The following is a 15,117-nucleotide window of genomic DNA, read 5'->3' as shown; positions in this document are numbered from 1 at the left end:
CTAGTTCCCGCGATCAGATTTGAATAAATACAAAAAGACAAAAAGTGATCCTATTGACGTTGTGACGATTCCGACGGGCAACTCCTGCGGAGCCAGAAGAAGGCGTGACAAGATATCAGAGAGTGTCAGCAGAATGGCGCCCACGATGGCCGAGACGATCAGCAGGTTTCGATGCAGAGTTCCGGCGATGCCGCGTGCAATATGAGGCACCATCAACCCGACGAAGCCGATGACACCGGCAACGGAAACGAAACTGGCCGTCGCCAACGCGGCCACGAAGAACATGCTGAACCGCAGGCCCTGAACGGGAATTCCCAGTGACGAGGCTGTGAAATCCCCGGTCAGCAGCGCGTCAAGCCACCGGCTGCGGTAAAGCGAATAGCTCAGGATCAGGCCCAATCCGATCAGGACAAGCGGGAAGGTTTCCCATCTTGCCAGTCCCAGACCGCCAAGCATCCAGAATACCACCGAATGCGCAGCGCGATTGTCGCCAGAGAAAATCAGGTAATTGGTGATCGCGGAAAACAGAAAAGACACCGCCAGGCCAGCAAGGATCAGTTTTTCGGGTGCGCTCGTACGCAAGCCCTGAACCAGCGCCAGAACAATGCCGGATGCGATCAGACCGCCGCAAAACGCCGCCAACGGCAACGTCCAGATTCCCAGGACATCCCCCGTGACGGTGATCACCAGAACGGCGCCGGCAGCTGCACCAGAGGACAGACCGAACAGAAACGGATCTGCCAGATCGTTTCGCGTCGTTGTTTGCAAAACAACACCTACGACGCCCAGTCCCGCACCAATCACGGCGGCAAACAGGGCGCGGGGCAGGCGAAGGTCGAAGACGATCCGGTGCAAAGGCGACATGTCTCCGTCCACCAGACCGGTTCCAAGGCCGATGGCTGAAAAAACTTCGCGCACGGGGATTGGGGTGGTCCCGTAGACGATGGACAACAGCAAAAGGGCGGTCAGAACAACCGCCCCCAGCAAAATCAAACGGCCCAATTGGACCATATCAGTTGATCTCCGGGTGCATCGCCTTCGCCATCTTCTCGATCGCCTCGATATTTGCCGGACCGGGCGTCAGTTCCTCGTAACGCAGGCCAATCCAGCGCTCGTTCTTTACCGCGTCCGTTTGTGACATCACCGGGTGATCCTTGAGGAACTGGAAAGTGTCCTCTGCGCCGTTGCCGGACTGATAGTCGAGCAGCACCAGAAATTCCGGGTTGGCCGCGGCGACGGCCTCCCACGACGTGCGGCCCCAGCTGGTATCCAGATCATGCGTCACGCTCTCGCCACCCGCGGCTGCGATCATTGCATCGGGAATGGCGAACTTGCCGGCGGTAAACGGAGCATCGGCCGGCCCGTCCAGCAGGAACACGCGGGGCTTTGCCAGATCGGCTGTTTTTGCTTCGATGGCGGACAGTTGGTCCTTCCAGCGGGCAACCAGCGCCTCGGCCTTGTCCTCGACCTGCATGACCGTGCCCAGACGCAGAACGTCATCAAACAACAGGTTCATGCTGGCCTCGGGGCGATCCTTGTCCAGATGCACGCAGCTTTCGGACAGGATCATGGTCTTGATACCAAAGGGTTCCAGCGTGTCGGGCGTGACGTCACCGCCGGGTTTCATGCCATAGTACCAACCGGCAAAAAACAGATCGGGTTCGACGGCCACAAGGTTTTCAATGGTCGGGTATTTGGGGGCAAGCTCTGGGATATCGCCACGCTGAGCATCAAAATCAGGGCTTGTTTTGTACCAGCCGGTAATTCCGGTAAGCCCCACGATCTTGTCCTGAAGGCCGAGCGCAAAGGCCATATCCGTCATGTTCATGTCATGCACGACCAGACGTTCCGGCGCCGAGTCAAAAGCCAGCGGTTCGCCGCAATTGTCCACGGTGACGCCCTCTGCTGCCACCCCACTTGCCAAGCCAGCGAAGACGACCACTGGCCAGAGTTTCTGCATCATATGTAAGCTCCTGTTATTATGACAGTTTCCGTTTTCGGATATCCAGTGCGGGGATCATGCGGCCTTCGTGCTGAAAGCACAGATAATCCACGCCGAATGTCTCACGCACCCGGTCTGGGGTCAGAACTTCGCCAACAGGCCCGAACCCTGTCAGACGCGTGGCTTTCATCAACGCCACATGGCTGGCGAATTCCGGGATCATGACCAGATCATGGACGATCATGACGACCGTTACCCCCAGATCAGCGACCAGAGACAGCATGTGCCCCTTGGCATCGGGGTCCAGATGGTTGGTTGGCTCGTCCAGAAACAGCAACGACGGATTCTGGGCCAGCGCGCGCGCGATATGTGCGCGCTGACGTTCTCCGCCCGACAGTTGACCCATCGTCTTGTTGGCAAAATGCGACAGCTCGGTCGTCGTCAGCACCCGTTCAAGATCAGCCTTGTGCTGAGCCACCGAACGTTCGCCCTGAATCGGGATTTGTCCCAGCGCAACGTAGTCTTGCAGGCGCATCCGTCCGTCGGGCATTTCCTGCTGTCCGACCACAGCAATGGAGCGGGCGCGTTGGCGGGCGGACAGGGTACGAAGGCTTTGGCCTTCTATCCAAACATCACCCAAGGCAATCCGTTCAATCCCGCACAGCAGTTTCAATAGAGTGGTCTTACCGGCGCCGTTCGGCCCGGCGATTGCCAGAATTGATCCTTCTTCCAGACGAAAGGATACATCCTGCAACAGGATATCACCATTGAGCGCGTAGTACTCCAGATCCTCGGCAACCAGAAAGCTCATGATGTCCCTCGGGATGGCAAAGCGGGTATTCGCGACAGGGTCTTTGCGAAAAGGGCAGGAGGGCGGTCCGAAGCGCTGGTCCAGCCATCGTCGCTGTCGCCGAACTGGGTCGCGAATTCGACCAGGGCATCCAGGTCGTGTGATGTCTTAATGTCGCCGAACAGGTACTGCGCTTTGCCTGCGGCCTGAAATCCGACGGTCATGGCCCGTTCACAACCTGCCATACAGGCCACCATTCGGGTTTCAAAACCGTCAGGCAGCTGAGCATCCAGCGCGTCTTGCGCAGCCTCGGCAGGCATCGTCCCCTGACATGTTGAACAGATCAGAACGTAGTGATCAGAATAGCAGGTCATTGCCGTCTCCGTCGTTTGCCAGATGCAGACAGAGGGCACATACCCAGATATTACGCAAACGCGCCATCAAGCCTCCTTCGGGGACGCCCCGCCCCGGGTTGGTTACCATGCGATGGCAGGTCTCCTGACTTGCGGGTCAAGGCTCGGCCCACCTTCCCAACCCATACGGGTCAGTGGTGAAGTGGCGTCGCTCTCCGCTTACAGTTGCGGGGGCAGTCACGGACTTGGCACATTCCAGCGCCGCACCGTGTTCCCATTTTCATCCCTTACGGAACCATCCCGCTCAGCTAGTCCGGCTATGCCAGACTTGTCAAGCGGCAGGCGAAAGGGTGGTGGATGGAATTGCAACAGTTGAGCCAGCGATCCTGCTGCGCCAGCCCGGACCGAACGGTGTCAATAGTCTGATACAAGAAGAAAATCCGGATCGGTATCTTCCTCGACCTTCGAAAACCGTGGGATCGGCTCTTCGAACACATTGTCCGTACGGTCGTCATTCACGGTCGATACCTCGCCAATAAGGCAATCGCCGCGCTCGGCCCAGAAAGCGTGCCAGATGCCGGGCATCAAAGTTACGCTTTGCCCCGGCTTCAGCCGCAAGTGTTCTCCGGGTTGCAAGGTTACAGGGCAGGCATCGCTTGGGACCGTCACCGGGTTGTCGCGGTCGACGCCACCGTTTGGATCCGAGGCATGGATTTCCAGAACGAGGTCGCCGCCGCCCCGGTTTATGATGTCTTCTGCCTTGACGATATGCCGGTGCATCGGAGAAAGCTGATTGTCTTTCGAGATCAGTAGTTTCTCCGCATAGAGCATCCCGCGCCCGGATTTCAGATCCTTCGCCTCGCCATTGCGCAGAGTGAACAGAAACAGTCCAAGTTCGTCGAAACGGCCTTGTGCGTAATCGGTTATGTCCCATCCCAGCCCGCGGCCGCGGATCGTTTCCGCCAGAGGGCTGCGCATTTTCTCGGGCGACCAATCCGCAAAGGGTGGCAACACGGCACCGAAGGACTGAATGAATGCTTGTGCCTGGGTCTTGATACGGTTGATTTCGGATCGTTTCATCATGCCATCCCGCAGGTCAAAGCTCGTGCGCCCAGGGGGGTTCCGCCCCGGCTCGGGAAACGGTCACGGCCGCCACGTCAGCGCCCAGCTCCATGGCTGCTTGCAGGCTTTCAGCCGTCAATCCGCGCAGACCTGATTTGGTCAGATGCCCTGCACGGCTGAGACCGGTCAGGACGCCGGCGTTGAACGTGTCACCTGCGCCGATCGTGTCGACCACTTCAACGGGCTTCACAGGAACCGAGACTTCGGAACCATCCGCCAGATAGCCGTGCGCCCCGTCGCTGCCACGCGTGACGATGACAACGGAAGGACCCGCCTGCAACAGCACAGACGCCTTCGCGTCTTCGGATTCAGCGCCCGGAATGATCCAGTCCAGGTCCTCGTCTGAAACCTTGACGATATCCGCTTGTGAGATCATGCGGTTCAAACGCGCTCTGAACCGGGTTTGATCCTTGATGAAACCCGGGCGGATATTCGGATCCAGCATCACCGCCCGGTCGGAACCGTGGCGGTCCAGAAGGGCGGCATAGGCATCTGCGCAAGGTTCACAGGCAAGGCTGATTCCGCCGAGATACAGGGCTGAGACAGCAGGAAGCTGATCGGGCATGTCTTCTGGCAGCAACATCCGGCCCGCGGTGTTTTCATCAACAAAGCTGTAAGTCGCGTGCCCTTCCGAGAGCTGCACAAAGGCAAGCGTGGTAGGACGGTCCGAGATGATCACATGTGTCGTGTCCACATGACTGGCTTTCAGCGCATCGATCAATTGCTGGCCGAACATGTCCGATGACAAACCTGTCAGCATCCCAACCGGAACACCCAGACGTCCCATCGCGACGGCTGTGTTCAGAACTGCACCACCGGTATGTGGCACAAAGCCCAGTGCACCCGACACGGTCGGTTCTGAGATCATATCTATCAGCGCTTCACCACAGCACAGGATCATGTCTTGGTCCTTCTCGGAATAGAAATTTCGGTTTGGCTGGTTACTGTCGCAGCGCGTTCTTGCAGAAGTTGTTTGCGCCGATGATCCCGAACTCTGCCTGTTCAGACACGTAAAGGTTCAGGGAACGGCGCAAATCGCTGAAGCGACCGCCGCCGTTGAACGCATCCTTGAAGGTGTCACCGAAAAGCCAGCGGTTTTTCTCGGCAACGCCGCCCACAAGGAAAACGCCTCCCTCCGGCATCAAGGTGACTGCCAGATCACCCATCAAAGCACCCAGATGAGTGGTAAAAATCTGCGCCGTTTTTTCGGCGATGAGATCGGTGCCGCTGCGGGCATCGTTCAGAATTTCTTTCGCAGAGCGCGCCTGTGTCCGCGCATGACCGGCTGCCAATTCAACCGCCTGATACAGGACCGGCAGGCCGGTTCCGCTCAGGAACATTTCTGCTTCCAGTGCCAGGCTGTCCCCAAAGAAACAGCCCGGTGCGATACGACGCGCCGCTTCAAAAATATCAACTTCGTCGCGATGGCGCGGGTACAGACCCACATGCCCGCCTTCGCCGGAAACCGTGTGATACCTGCCTTCGGAATAAAGCAAGGCGCCAACGCCGAGTCCGGTTCCAGGGCCAACAACCAATCGTGTGCCTGCGGGCGGCGTTACCTGACCCTGCAAGACGGCAACATCCGACCGGGTCACCTCGGCCACAGACCATGCCGCGGCGGTAAAATCATTTATCACAAAGGTGCGCTGCGCTCCTGTTGCATTTGCCAACTCTGTCTCCGAGAGATCCAGGTTCGCGTTGGTCAGCTGAATCGTTCCGTCCCTGACAGGCCCGGCTCCGGCTGCGACGACGGCCTGTGGGTTGGTTCCGATCTCGTCCCTGAGATCATGGAGCGCCTCCAGCAGGTTTTCCAATGTTCCTGTCGGGTGTTTCCGAAGATCTGCCAATTCGCCATTCGTGACGACGCCCAGACGTGTGTTCGTGCCCCCGATATCCGCGACCAGATTCCAATGCTCATGCACGGCACCGAATGGTTGCGCTAACGGCTGAGAGACGCTCTGACCCTCGGACAGGGCGGATTTCAGCGCCATGAAAGACGCTTTGGGCGTTCTCGCAAGTGTTTCGAAATCCACGTCCACCAGTCCAAACCTCTTCTCGTACCCGAAGGCCCATTCGTAATTGTCCAGCAGCGACCAGACAAAATAGCCATTCACCGGAACACCTTGTGCCAAAGCGTCCAGCACGGCCGCAAGGTGCCTGTCGAGATAATCGATGCGATCATCGTCCTGCACGCGCGCCTCACTCGCCATTCCGTTTTCGGTGATATAGATTGGCAGCGCGCCCGTATAGTCTTTCCTTGTTCGGACAAGAAAGCGGGTGAGGGCAGAGGGCTCGATTTCCCATCCCATCTGCGTTTTGGGCAACGGTCCGGGAACCTCTTGCAGGCTGGGCCAGGCGGTGTCCGCCGGGGCAATCAGTTTTCGGGTATAATAGTTCAACCCGCACCAATCGACCTGTGTACCGATGGTTTCAAAGTCGTTCTGCCAGCCTTTGGGCAGGTGCGGCTCCAACCCCTCCAAGGCGGTTTGGGGATATTCTTTGTTGAAAACCCCGCCCAGGAAAAACCGGTTGTAGATTGCATCGTAGCGATCTGCCGCAAGCCGCGCTTCCGCGCTGCCATCTGCTGGCTCGGACCATTCGAGGTTGAACACGGCACCTAGGTTGCTCATGCCAAGACCGCGCATGGCCTGAATGGCCCGCCCGTGGGCCAACAAAACGTGATGCATCGCCCGGGCCGCGGCGCGGATGTCGCGCAGACCGGGCGCATGGTGGCCTTCAAAATGGCTCAGCCAGCTGACACACCAGGGTTCGTTGATCGGTGCCGCACTGAACATCCGGTCGCCGATCCGACCCATAATGACCTGGGTATAATCCGCGAACCAATCCGCGATATCGCGATTGCACCATCCCCCCTGATCCGCAAGCGCTGACGGCAATTCCCAATGATAAAGCGTCACACAGGGGCGGATACCGCGTTCCAGCAGGGCGTCAGCCAGCCGATCATAATAATCCAGCCCTGCCTGATTGACCTGACCACGCCCGTCCGGCAATACACGTGCCCAACTGGTCGAAAAGCGATAACAGTCGAACCCGGCTTCGCGCACCAGATCGAAATCCTGCTCGAACCGGTTCAGGTGATCACAGGCCACGTCTCCGTTTTCCCCGCGCACCACGTTGCCCGGTGACGCCGCAAAGGTATCCCAGTGTGTCTGCCCCGCACCGCCCTGTGCGTGGCCTTCAATCTGGTACGCAGAGGTGGCGACACCAAAGAGGAAATCTTTGGGGAAATCAGCGCGTGCGTGTTTCATGGTTACAACCTGTTGGGCGCAGGGCCGGTTGACCTGCCAACGACCAGCTCGGCCTCCAGCAGCCTCGTTTTGACGGGATCATTCGGAGATTTGATGCGCTGGATCAACATGTCAGCCGCCATTTCACCCGCCTGCCGGACGGACGAGCGCGTTGCGGTGAAAATCGGAACATCCTGTCCGTTCTTCAAATAGGACAGGTCGTCGTCATGGGCGATCACTGACACATCCGCACCCATCTCAAGCCCGTTTTCGGACAGAGCGCGCCGCACACCGATGGCGGATATCATCGACGAACACAGAATCGCAGTCGGAGGGGTGTCCAGGCGCAACATGTTCTGCGTTTCGTGATGGCCGTAAACCTCTGTCATTTCAGCGCTGCGCATCAGATTTGCATCGGGCGCCAGCCCGGCCTGCCCAAGCGCCTCAAGATATCCGTCGCGGCGACGTTGGGCGAAGTCCATATCTTCCAGGCCGTTGATCAGAGCGATACGGCGATGGCCAAGGTCAATCAGAAAGCGGGTGGCGCGCAGGAACGAACTTTTGTTGTTTACGTCGATCCAGTCATATTGAGCGTCGACGCCGGTCGAGCGTCCGTGCACGATGAATGGGACGCCCATACGGGTCAGGACTTCGATACGTGGTTCGTTCACTTTGGGGCCTTGCAGCACAACCCCGTCCACCGCGCCGCGCTGAAAGAGACTCCGATACGCTTCCTCAATCGAGGTGTCGTCGGCGTTGGTGAACATCATATCATAGCCATGTTCGGCATATTTTTTTGCGGCACCGGCGACGAAATCCCCGAAGATCGGGTTGACCATTTCATGTTGGGACGAGCTGGGAATGACGTGGCCGATCACCATCGATCGTCCGGTCGCAAGCCCTTTGGCGCGACTGTTCGGCCGGTACCCGTGTTTGTGCGCCGCGGCTTGAACGCGCGCACGTGTGTCCTCGCTCACTTCGGGGTACCCGTTCAGCGCCCGGCTGACCGTAGTTTGCGAAAGGCCCAGAACTTCCGAGAGCTGCTTCAGGTTCATTTTACGATTCAAAGCGCCTTCAATTGAGTGGCTCTTTCTTGTTTTGTGAGCAAATGCAGCATCCGTCAACTTGTTTTGCGTGGAAAGCAGAAAATATAAATAATTCTGGCTCTGGAAAGCAAAACATTGACAGGGTGCCAATGTTAGCGGATAACACGGGCTATCCAAAGCGCTTTGAAAGCGAGTCTTTGAATACATGAAAGCTTGGGAGGAGGATTTGATGAAACACGGGCTTTACGCAGGTGCGGCGGCACTCGCCCTGATGGCCGGATCAGTTCAGGCAGAGGGTGAGATGATCCACGCCGTCGGCGAGGGCAGTTTTGACTGGGATGGGTTTCAGGCCTTTGCCGAAGCAAATGATCTGTCCGGCGAAAGCCTGACCATTTTCGGCCCCTGGCTGGCCGGCGAGGGCAAGTCTTTCGAGAACCTCGTGGCCTATTTCGACGAAGCAACAGGTGCGAATTCCAGCTATGTGGGCTCGGACTCTCTGGAGCAGCAAATCCTTATTGATGCAGCCGCAGGTTCCGCTCCGAACCTGACTGTTTTCCCGCAGCCCGGTCTGGCGGCAAACCTCGCCAAGCAGGGGTATCTGACACCTTTGGCCGAAGGTACTGCGGACTGGATCAGGGAGAACTTCGCTGCCGGTCAGTCCTGGGTGGATCTGGGAACGTTTGAGAACGCGGAAGGGGCTGACGATTTTTACGGGTTCTTCTTCAATGTGAACGTCAAATCTCTGGTTTGGTACGTGCCCGAAAACTTCGAAGACTTTGGGTATGAAGTGCCCGAAACCATGGAAGAGTTCAAAGCTCTGATGGATCAGATGGTCGAAGACGGTGAGACGCCCTTGTGCGTTGGTCTGGCCTCGGGTGGCGCAACGGGTTGGCCCGCAACGGATTGGGTCGAGGATCTTATGCTGCGCACGCAACCGCCAGAAGTCTATGACCAATGGGTTTCCAACGAGATCAAGTTCGATGATCCCCGCGTCATAGCCGCGATTGAGGAATATGGCAGCTTTACCCGCAATGACGACTATGTGGTGGGTGATGCAGACGACACGGCGGCAATTGATTTCCGTGACAGCCCCAAAGGTCTTTTCGATAGCCCGCCGGCCTGCATGATGCATCGTCAGGCTTCGTTTATTCCCGCCTATTTTCCGGAGGGCACGGAATTGGGGGTGGATGCTGACTTCTTCTATTTCCCGGCTTACGCCGAAAAAGACCTGGGTACACCGGTGCTTGGGGCCGGGACATTGTTCACGATCACCAACCCAAATCCCGCGGCCGAAGCCTTTCTTGAGTTCCTCAAGACACCTTTCGCTCATGAGATCATGATGTCGCAGGATGGTTTCCTGACGCCCCACCTTGGTGCAAACCCGGATAACTACTCGAATGATTCACAGCGCGGACAGGGCGAAATTCTGACCAACGCCACGACCTTCCGCTTTGACGGGTCCGACCTGATGCCCGGTGCGGTTGGGGCAGGTACTTTCTGGACCGGGATGGTCGACTACTCTTCGGGTGCAAAAGATGCAGCCACCGTGGCCAGTGAAATCCAGGCATCCTGGGACGCAGCCAAGTGACCAACTTATGGGGCGGTCCCGGGGCCGCCCCACTTGCCAAACGGATGGGCGCACCATGACACCCGCACTTCAAGGCCTGCTGACGATCGCCATCGGCGTGTCGGGTTGCGTGGGCTACTTCTATCTTTCCAACCAGTTTCTGGACAAAATCCTGTTTCCGCCGCGCGGTCCGAATGCGGGCCGAAACATCAACCGCGCGAACTTGATCCGTCCATGGTTGTTCCTGTTCCCGGCGCTTGCCGCGCTGGGGCTTTATCTGGCGTATCCGGTGGTCGAAACCTTGCGCCTTTCACTGACAGAGCGCGTGCCCGGTGGCGGATACCGATGGGTTGGCCTGGACAATTATACCCAAATGGCGGCGGAGCCGAAGTTTTGGGAAGCCATGCGCAACAACATGTTCTGGCTGATCGTCGTGCCAGCCATGTCAACGGCTTTTGGTCTTCTCGTGGCGCAACTGACCGACCGAATCCGTTGGGGGAACTTTGCCAAGTCCCTGATTTTCATGCCGATGGCCATTTCGTTTGTTGGTGCATCGGTGATCTGGAAACTGGTTTATGACGCGCGACCAGCTGAACAAGACCAGATAGGAATCCTGAACGCGCTGTACATCTTCTTCGGCGGCAGTGAACCCAACACGTGGTTAACAATTCCATTCTGGAACAGTTTCTTTCTGATGGTTGTCCTGATCTGGATTCAGACGGGTTTCGCCATGGTGATCCTGTCGGCGGCCTTGCGCGGTATTCCCGAAGAAACCATCGAGGCGGCCATCTTGGACGGGGCCAATCCCTTTCAGATCTTCTTCAAGATCAAGGTGCCGCAGGTCAAAACCACAATCCTTGTTGTTTGGACGACGATCACGATCACCGTTCTCAAAGTGTTCGACATCGTCTTTGCAATGACCAATGGCCAGTGGGAGACGCAGGTGCTGGCAAACTACATGTATGACAAGCTTTTCCGCGCCAATGACTGGGGCGTCGGGTCGGCCTCGGCCATGGTGATCATGTTGCTTGTTGCACCGATCCTCGTCTGGAACGTGCGCAACGCGCGCAAAGAGATGGAGTAAGCCATGAGCGATATCGCCGGAACCAAACCCGCGCTCAGATGGGTGGTGCATCTGTCAGTCGTCTTTCTTGTGACCCTTTGGGTCATCCCCACGCTTGGCTTGCTGATTTCGTCTTTTCGGACGGCAGATCAGATATCGTCCAGCGGCTGGTGGCGGTCGCTGTTTCCCTCTGAACAAAATCTGACCCTTCGCAGTGCCGCGCCCGATACGCAGGTGCTGGAAAACGGAGTGTATGTCATTCAGGGGGCGTTGTTCGGCGAAGATGAGCAAGCAACGATTTCCAGATGGGGCATCAGTTCGCGCGAGGTAGATGCATTTGAACCGGGCCAAACAGCAGAACTGCGCCGAGGTGGTACGATCACGGTGGATGCGGCCGGCAACTACCGGATGGAAAACACCGAGGAGTTCACCGGAAAACGTGGCGTGCGCATCTTTGTTACGGCCGAATTGCCGCCCGAGTTCACCTTGGAAAACTACCAAAAGGTTCTTCTGGATCAAAGCAGTACGGACAGCATGGCCAAGGCGTTCTTCAACACGCTGACCGTAACCATCCCGGCGACCATAATTCCGATTTTGGTTGCCGCATTTGCAGCTTATGCACTTGCTTGGATGGATTTCCCCGGACGCGCCTTGCTGATCGCGGCTGTTGTTGGCCTTTTGGTCGTGCCGCTTCAATTGGCCTTGATCCCGTTGCTGAAATTTCACCTCAATATCGGGATCGGCAAGGGCTATCTGGGTGTCTGGCTTGCGCATACAGGGTTTGGGATGCCCCTGGCGATTTACCTGCTGCGCAACTACATGGCCGGATTGCCACGAGATCTGATCGAAAACGCCCGCGTCGACGGTGCCACCGAGTTTCAGATCTTCACCAAACTGATCCTGCCACTCAGCTTCCCGGCGCTGGCGTCTTTCGCGATCTTCCAGTTCCTGTGGACATGGAATGACCTGCTTGTCGCCAAGGTTTTCCTGATCGACGCGACCGGCCAGACAACCGTGATGACGAACCGCATCGTCGAGCTGCTGGGTACGCGTGGCGGCAACTGGGAAATCCTTGCGACCGCTGCCTTTGTCTCGATCTTCGTGCCGCTGGTCGTCTTCTTCGCAATGCAAAAATACCTGGTCCGCGGCCTGTTGGCCGGATCTGTCAAATAGAGGCGTCTGATGAACGTGCAGAACAACCTTGAACAATACAAAGCAACGAAACTGTCTTCGGACTGGTGGCGCGGGGGGGTGATCTATCAGATCTACCCACGCAGTTTTCAGGACAGCAACGGGGATGGGATCGGCGATCTGAGGGGCATCACTGCGCGACTGGATTACATCGCCTCGCTGGGCGTTGATGCGATCTGGATCTCGCCGTTTTTCAAATCGCCGATGAAGGATTTTGGCTACGATGTCAGTGATTACCGCGATGTCGATCCCATGTTCGGGTCGTTGGCGGATTTCAAAGCGCTTCTGGATCAGGCCCATGCGAAGGGTCTGAGGATCATGATTGATCTGGTTCTGTCGCATACATCCGATCAGCACCCTTGGTTCAGCGAAAGCCGCAGCAGTCGGGAGAACCCGAAATCCGACTGGTATGTTTGGGCGGACCCCAAACCGGATGGCACGCCTCCGAACAACTGGCTTTCGATCTTCGGCGGCTCGGCCTGGCAATGGGATGCACGACGCCTGCAATATTATCTGCACAATTTCCTGACATCGCAGCCGGATCTGAATTTCCACTGTCCGGCTGTTCAGGATGCGTTGCTGGACGTGGCGCGGTTCTGGCTTGATCTGGGGGTGGATGGCTTTCGGCTGGATACCATCAATTTCTATTTCCACGACAAGGCGCTGCGCGACAATCCCGCGCTGCCGATGGATCAACGCAACGCCACGATCGCGCCGGCCGTGAACCCCTACAACCATCAGGACCACCTGTTTTCGAAAAGCCAGCCCGAGAACATCGCCTTCCTCGAAAGATTGCGGGCTTTGACGGATGAATATGAAGACCGGGCTTGCCTGGGAGAGGTCGGAGATGCGCAGCGTGGGCTCGAGATTATGGGCGAATACACATCCGGGGATAAACGGATGCACATGTGCTATGCCTTCGAGTTCCTGGAAAAACGTGCATTGACAGCCACTTACACCAAGCACGTTTTCGACCAACTGGAAGCGAAGGCAGGGGACGCGTGGCCATGTTGGGCATTTTCCAACCACGACGTGCAGCGACACGTCTCGCGCTGGAATCTGGATGACGCGGCAGCCCGACAGCTCGCGGTTCTGATGATGTGCCTGCGCGGCTCTGCCTGCCTCTATCAGGGCGAAGAGCTGGGCCTGCACGAAGCGGATGTGCCGTTCGAGAAACTGCAAGACCCCTATGGCATCGAGTTCTGGCCCGAGTACAAGGGCCGCGACGGCTGCCGCACACCGATGGTTTGGGCGGCACAAGATGAACAATCGGGTTTCAGCACCGCAGAACCCTGGCTGCCGGTAAGCGCACAGCAGGCCGGGCAGGCGGTAGACCGATTGGAGGTGGATCCAAACTCGGTGTTGAACCACTACCGTCGCGCCATTGCCTTGCGGCATGCGCATCCTGCTTTGGCATTGGGGGCGCAGACCGGCATGGCAGAAACGGGCTCGGTTCTGTCTTTTGTACGTGAGGATTCGCACGAGCAGGTTTTCTGCGCGTTCAATCTGGGTGCGGATACTGCCGAGCTCAAACTGCCCGAAGGCAGTTGGCAGGTCATGGGTCAGGACCTGGGCGGCATTGAGGGAAGCGGCAACGTTGTCCTGAACGCGGCGCAGTTCATCCTGATGTATAGGAAAAAGGGATAACGCATGTCTGAACTCAACCTAACGGATGTCGCCAAATCCTATGGCCCTGTCGATGTTTTGAAGAACATCAACCTCGACATCGAACAAGGCGAACTGATCGTTTTTGTTGGTCCTTCCGGATGCGGCAAGTCCACCCTGTTGCGGATGATCGCCGGGTTGGAGAAGATTACAGGCGGCACGCTGGAAATCGAAGGGCAGGTCATGAACGATGTTCCGCCTGCACAGCGGGGCATCGCGATGGTGTTTCAAAGCTATGCCTTGTATCCCCACATGACCGTACGCGAGAACATGGCCTTTGCCCTCAAAATTGCACAAATGCCCGCGGCCGAGATTGATGCTGCCGTAGATCGTGCCGCTCAGATCCTTCAGCTGGAACCATTCCTGGACCGCCTGCCAAAAGCTCTTTCCGGGGGGCAACGTCAACGGGTTGCCATCGGGCGCGCGATTGTTCGTGACCCAAAGGTGTATCTGTTCGACGAACCGCTCTCGAACCTCGACGCGGCACTTCGGGTGGCCACGCGGATTGAGATCGCGCGCCTGAAAGAGGCCATGCCTGACAGCACCATGATCTACGTGACCCACGATCAGGTCGAGGCCATGACCCTGGCCAGTCGGATCGTGGTGTTGGCCAACAAGGGCATCGCGCAGGTCGGGACACCGCTTGAACTGTATGAGACGCCTGACAACGAGTTTGTTGCGCAGTTCATCGGTTCGCCTTCCATGAACCTGCTGTCCGGCACAATCACTGGAACCGGCGAAACGACAACCGTTGAACTGTCATCAGGCGGGATTGCAAAATCTGCGGTTCCAACCGAAGACAGTGACCTGGGAAAAAAGGTCAATATCGGGGTGCGCCCTGAAGACCTGACCACGACAAATGAAACCGCGATTCTGTCCGGCAAAGTGGATTTTACCGAAGCCCTGGGCGAAGTCACGTTGCTGTATTTTGAGAAAGCCGATGGTGCGGATGCGGTGATTGCGAAACTGCCGGGGATTCAGCGAAACCTGCGTGGCCAGACAGTCTCGGTCACCGCCGCACCGGACAAGGTGCACCTGTTCCACAATGGATTGTCCATGCGCAAATAGCAGCGAAACGCAGTTCTTGACAGAATTGCGTTTCGTGTTTCACCATAATTGAAACGTTTCAA

13 protein-coding genes, 1 pseudogene and 1 riboswitch are annotated in these 15,117 nt (G+C 57.4%); of the genes and pseudogenes, 5 read left to right on the top strand and 9 right to left on the bottom strand.

Annotated elements, in window-relative coordinates; all coding sequences use genetic code 11:
- The 9 genes and pseudogenes from NOR97_RS18680 to NOR97_RS18640 all read right to left on the bottom strand — a co-directional run bounded on the left by NOR97_RS18680 (position 1) and on the right by NOR97_RS18640 (position 8,510).
- Entirely contained in the window at positions 1-1,011 is a 1,011-nt protein-coding gene (locus tag NOR97_RS18680) for an iron ABC transporter permease (protein ID WP_257601002.1), read from the bottom strand.
- Between the two features lies 1 nt (position 1,012).
- Positions 1,013-1,963, bottom strand: a complete 951-nt coding sequence (locus NOR97_RS18675; RefSeq protein WP_257601001.1) for an ABC transporter substrate-binding protein — start codon at positions 1,961-1,963, stop codon at positions 1,013-1,015.
- Positions 1,964-1,979: 16 nt separating this feature from the next.
- The gene (locus NOR97_RS18670) at positions 1,980-2,753 is read right to left on the bottom strand and encodes an ABC transporter ATP-binding protein (protein ID WP_170345324.1); all 774 of its coding nucleotides are present in this window, start codon (positions 2,751-2,753) and stop codon (positions 1,980-1,982) included.
- Positions 2,750-3,106, bottom strand: coding sequence for a DUF1636 domain-containing protein (locus NOR97_RS18665; RefSeq protein ID WP_170345325.1), 357 nt, complete (start codon positions 3,104-3,106; stop codon positions 2,750-2,752). Before NOR97_RS18665 ends, NOR97_RS18670 begins: the two co-directional genes overlap by 4 nt.
- A 96-nt stretch (positions 3,107-3,202) precedes the next feature.
- Positions 3,203-3,400: riboswitch (cobalamin riboswitch) on the bottom strand.
- A gap of 99 nt (positions 3,401-3,499) precedes the next feature.
- Positions 3,500-4,165, bottom strand: coding sequence for a D-lyxose/D-mannose family sugar isomerase (locus NOR97_RS18660; RefSeq protein ID WP_170345326.1), 666 nt, complete (start codon positions 4,163-4,165; stop codon positions 3,500-3,502).
- 16 nt (positions 4,166-4,181) lie between these two features.
- Positions 4,182-5,108 (bottom strand): carbohydrate kinase, encoded by a 927-nt coding sequence (locus NOR97_RS18655; protein ID WP_257601000.1) that lies wholly within the window; start codon positions 5,106-5,108, stop codon positions 4,182-4,184.
- Between the two features lie 40 nt (positions 5,109-5,148).
- The gene (locus tag NOR97_RS18650) at positions 5,149-6,198 is read right to left on the bottom strand and encodes a glucokinase (protein ID WP_257601395.1); all 1,050 of its coding nucleotides are present in this window, start codon (positions 6,196-6,198) and stop codon (positions 5,149-5,151) included.
- A pseudogene (locus tag NOR97_RS18645) lies at positions 6,175-7,476 on the bottom strand (GH1 family beta-glucosidase); the annotation flags it as partial. The pseudogene NOR97_RS18645 and the gene NOR97_RS18650, both read right to left, overlap by 24 nt.
- 2 nt (positions 7,477-7,478) lie before the next feature.
- Positions 7,479-8,510, bottom strand: a complete 1,032-nt coding sequence (locus NOR97_RS18640) for a LacI family DNA-binding transcriptional regulator (protein WP_257600999.1) — start codon at positions 8,508-8,510, stop codon at positions 7,479-7,481.
- Positions 8,511-8,730: 220 nt separating this feature from the next.
- Between NOR97_RS18640 and NOR97_RS18635 the strand changes: the two genes are divergently transcribed.
- Genes NOR97_RS18635 through NOR97_RS18615 form a run of 5 tightly spaced genes read left to right on the top strand, consistent with a single transcriptional unit; the run spans position 8,731 to position 15,055 of the window.
- The gene (locus tag NOR97_RS18635; protein WP_257600998.1) at positions 8,731-10,089 is read left to right on the top strand and encodes an ABC transporter substrate-binding protein; all 1,359 of its coding nucleotides are present in this window, start codon (positions 8,731-8,733) and stop codon (positions 10,087-10,089) included.
- A 55-nt stretch (positions 10,090-10,144) separates the two neighbouring features.
- The gene (locus tag NOR97_RS18630; protein ID WP_257600997.1) at positions 10,145-11,152 is read left to right on the top strand and encodes a carbohydrate ABC transporter permease; all 1,008 of its coding nucleotides are present in this window, start codon (positions 10,145-10,147) and stop codon (positions 11,150-11,152) included.
- Between the two features lie 3 nt (positions 11,153-11,155).
- Positions 11,156-12,304 carry a carbohydrate ABC transporter permease gene (locus tag NOR97_RS18625; RefSeq protein ID WP_152460245.1) on the top strand — a complete coding sequence of 383 codons (1,149 nt, stop codon included), beginning with the start codon at positions 11,156-11,158 and terminating at the stop codon, positions 12,302-12,304.
- A gap of 9 nt (positions 12,305-12,313) precedes the next feature.
- Positions 12,314-13,969, top strand: a complete 1,656-nt coding sequence (locus NOR97_RS18620) for an alpha-glucosidase (protein WP_257600996.1) — start codon at positions 12,314-12,316, stop codon at positions 13,967-13,969.
- A 3-nt stretch (positions 13,970-13,972) separates the two neighbouring features.
- Entirely contained in the window at positions 13,973-15,055 is a 1,083-nt protein-coding gene (locus NOR97_RS18615) for an ABC transporter ATP-binding protein (protein ID WP_257600995.1), read from the top strand.
- The last annotated feature ends 62 nt before the right edge of the window (positions 15,056-15,117 follow it).

The sequence above is a fragment of the Ruegeria sp. YS9 genome, assembly GCF_024628725.1.
Lineage (GTDB): Bacteria > Pseudomonadota > Alphaproteobacteria > Rhodobacterales > Rhodobacteraceae > Ruegeria > Ruegeria atlantica_C.
The sequence above is the reverse complement of the archived record's forward strand: the minus strand, read 5'-3'. Positions and strand labels throughout refer to the sequence as shown.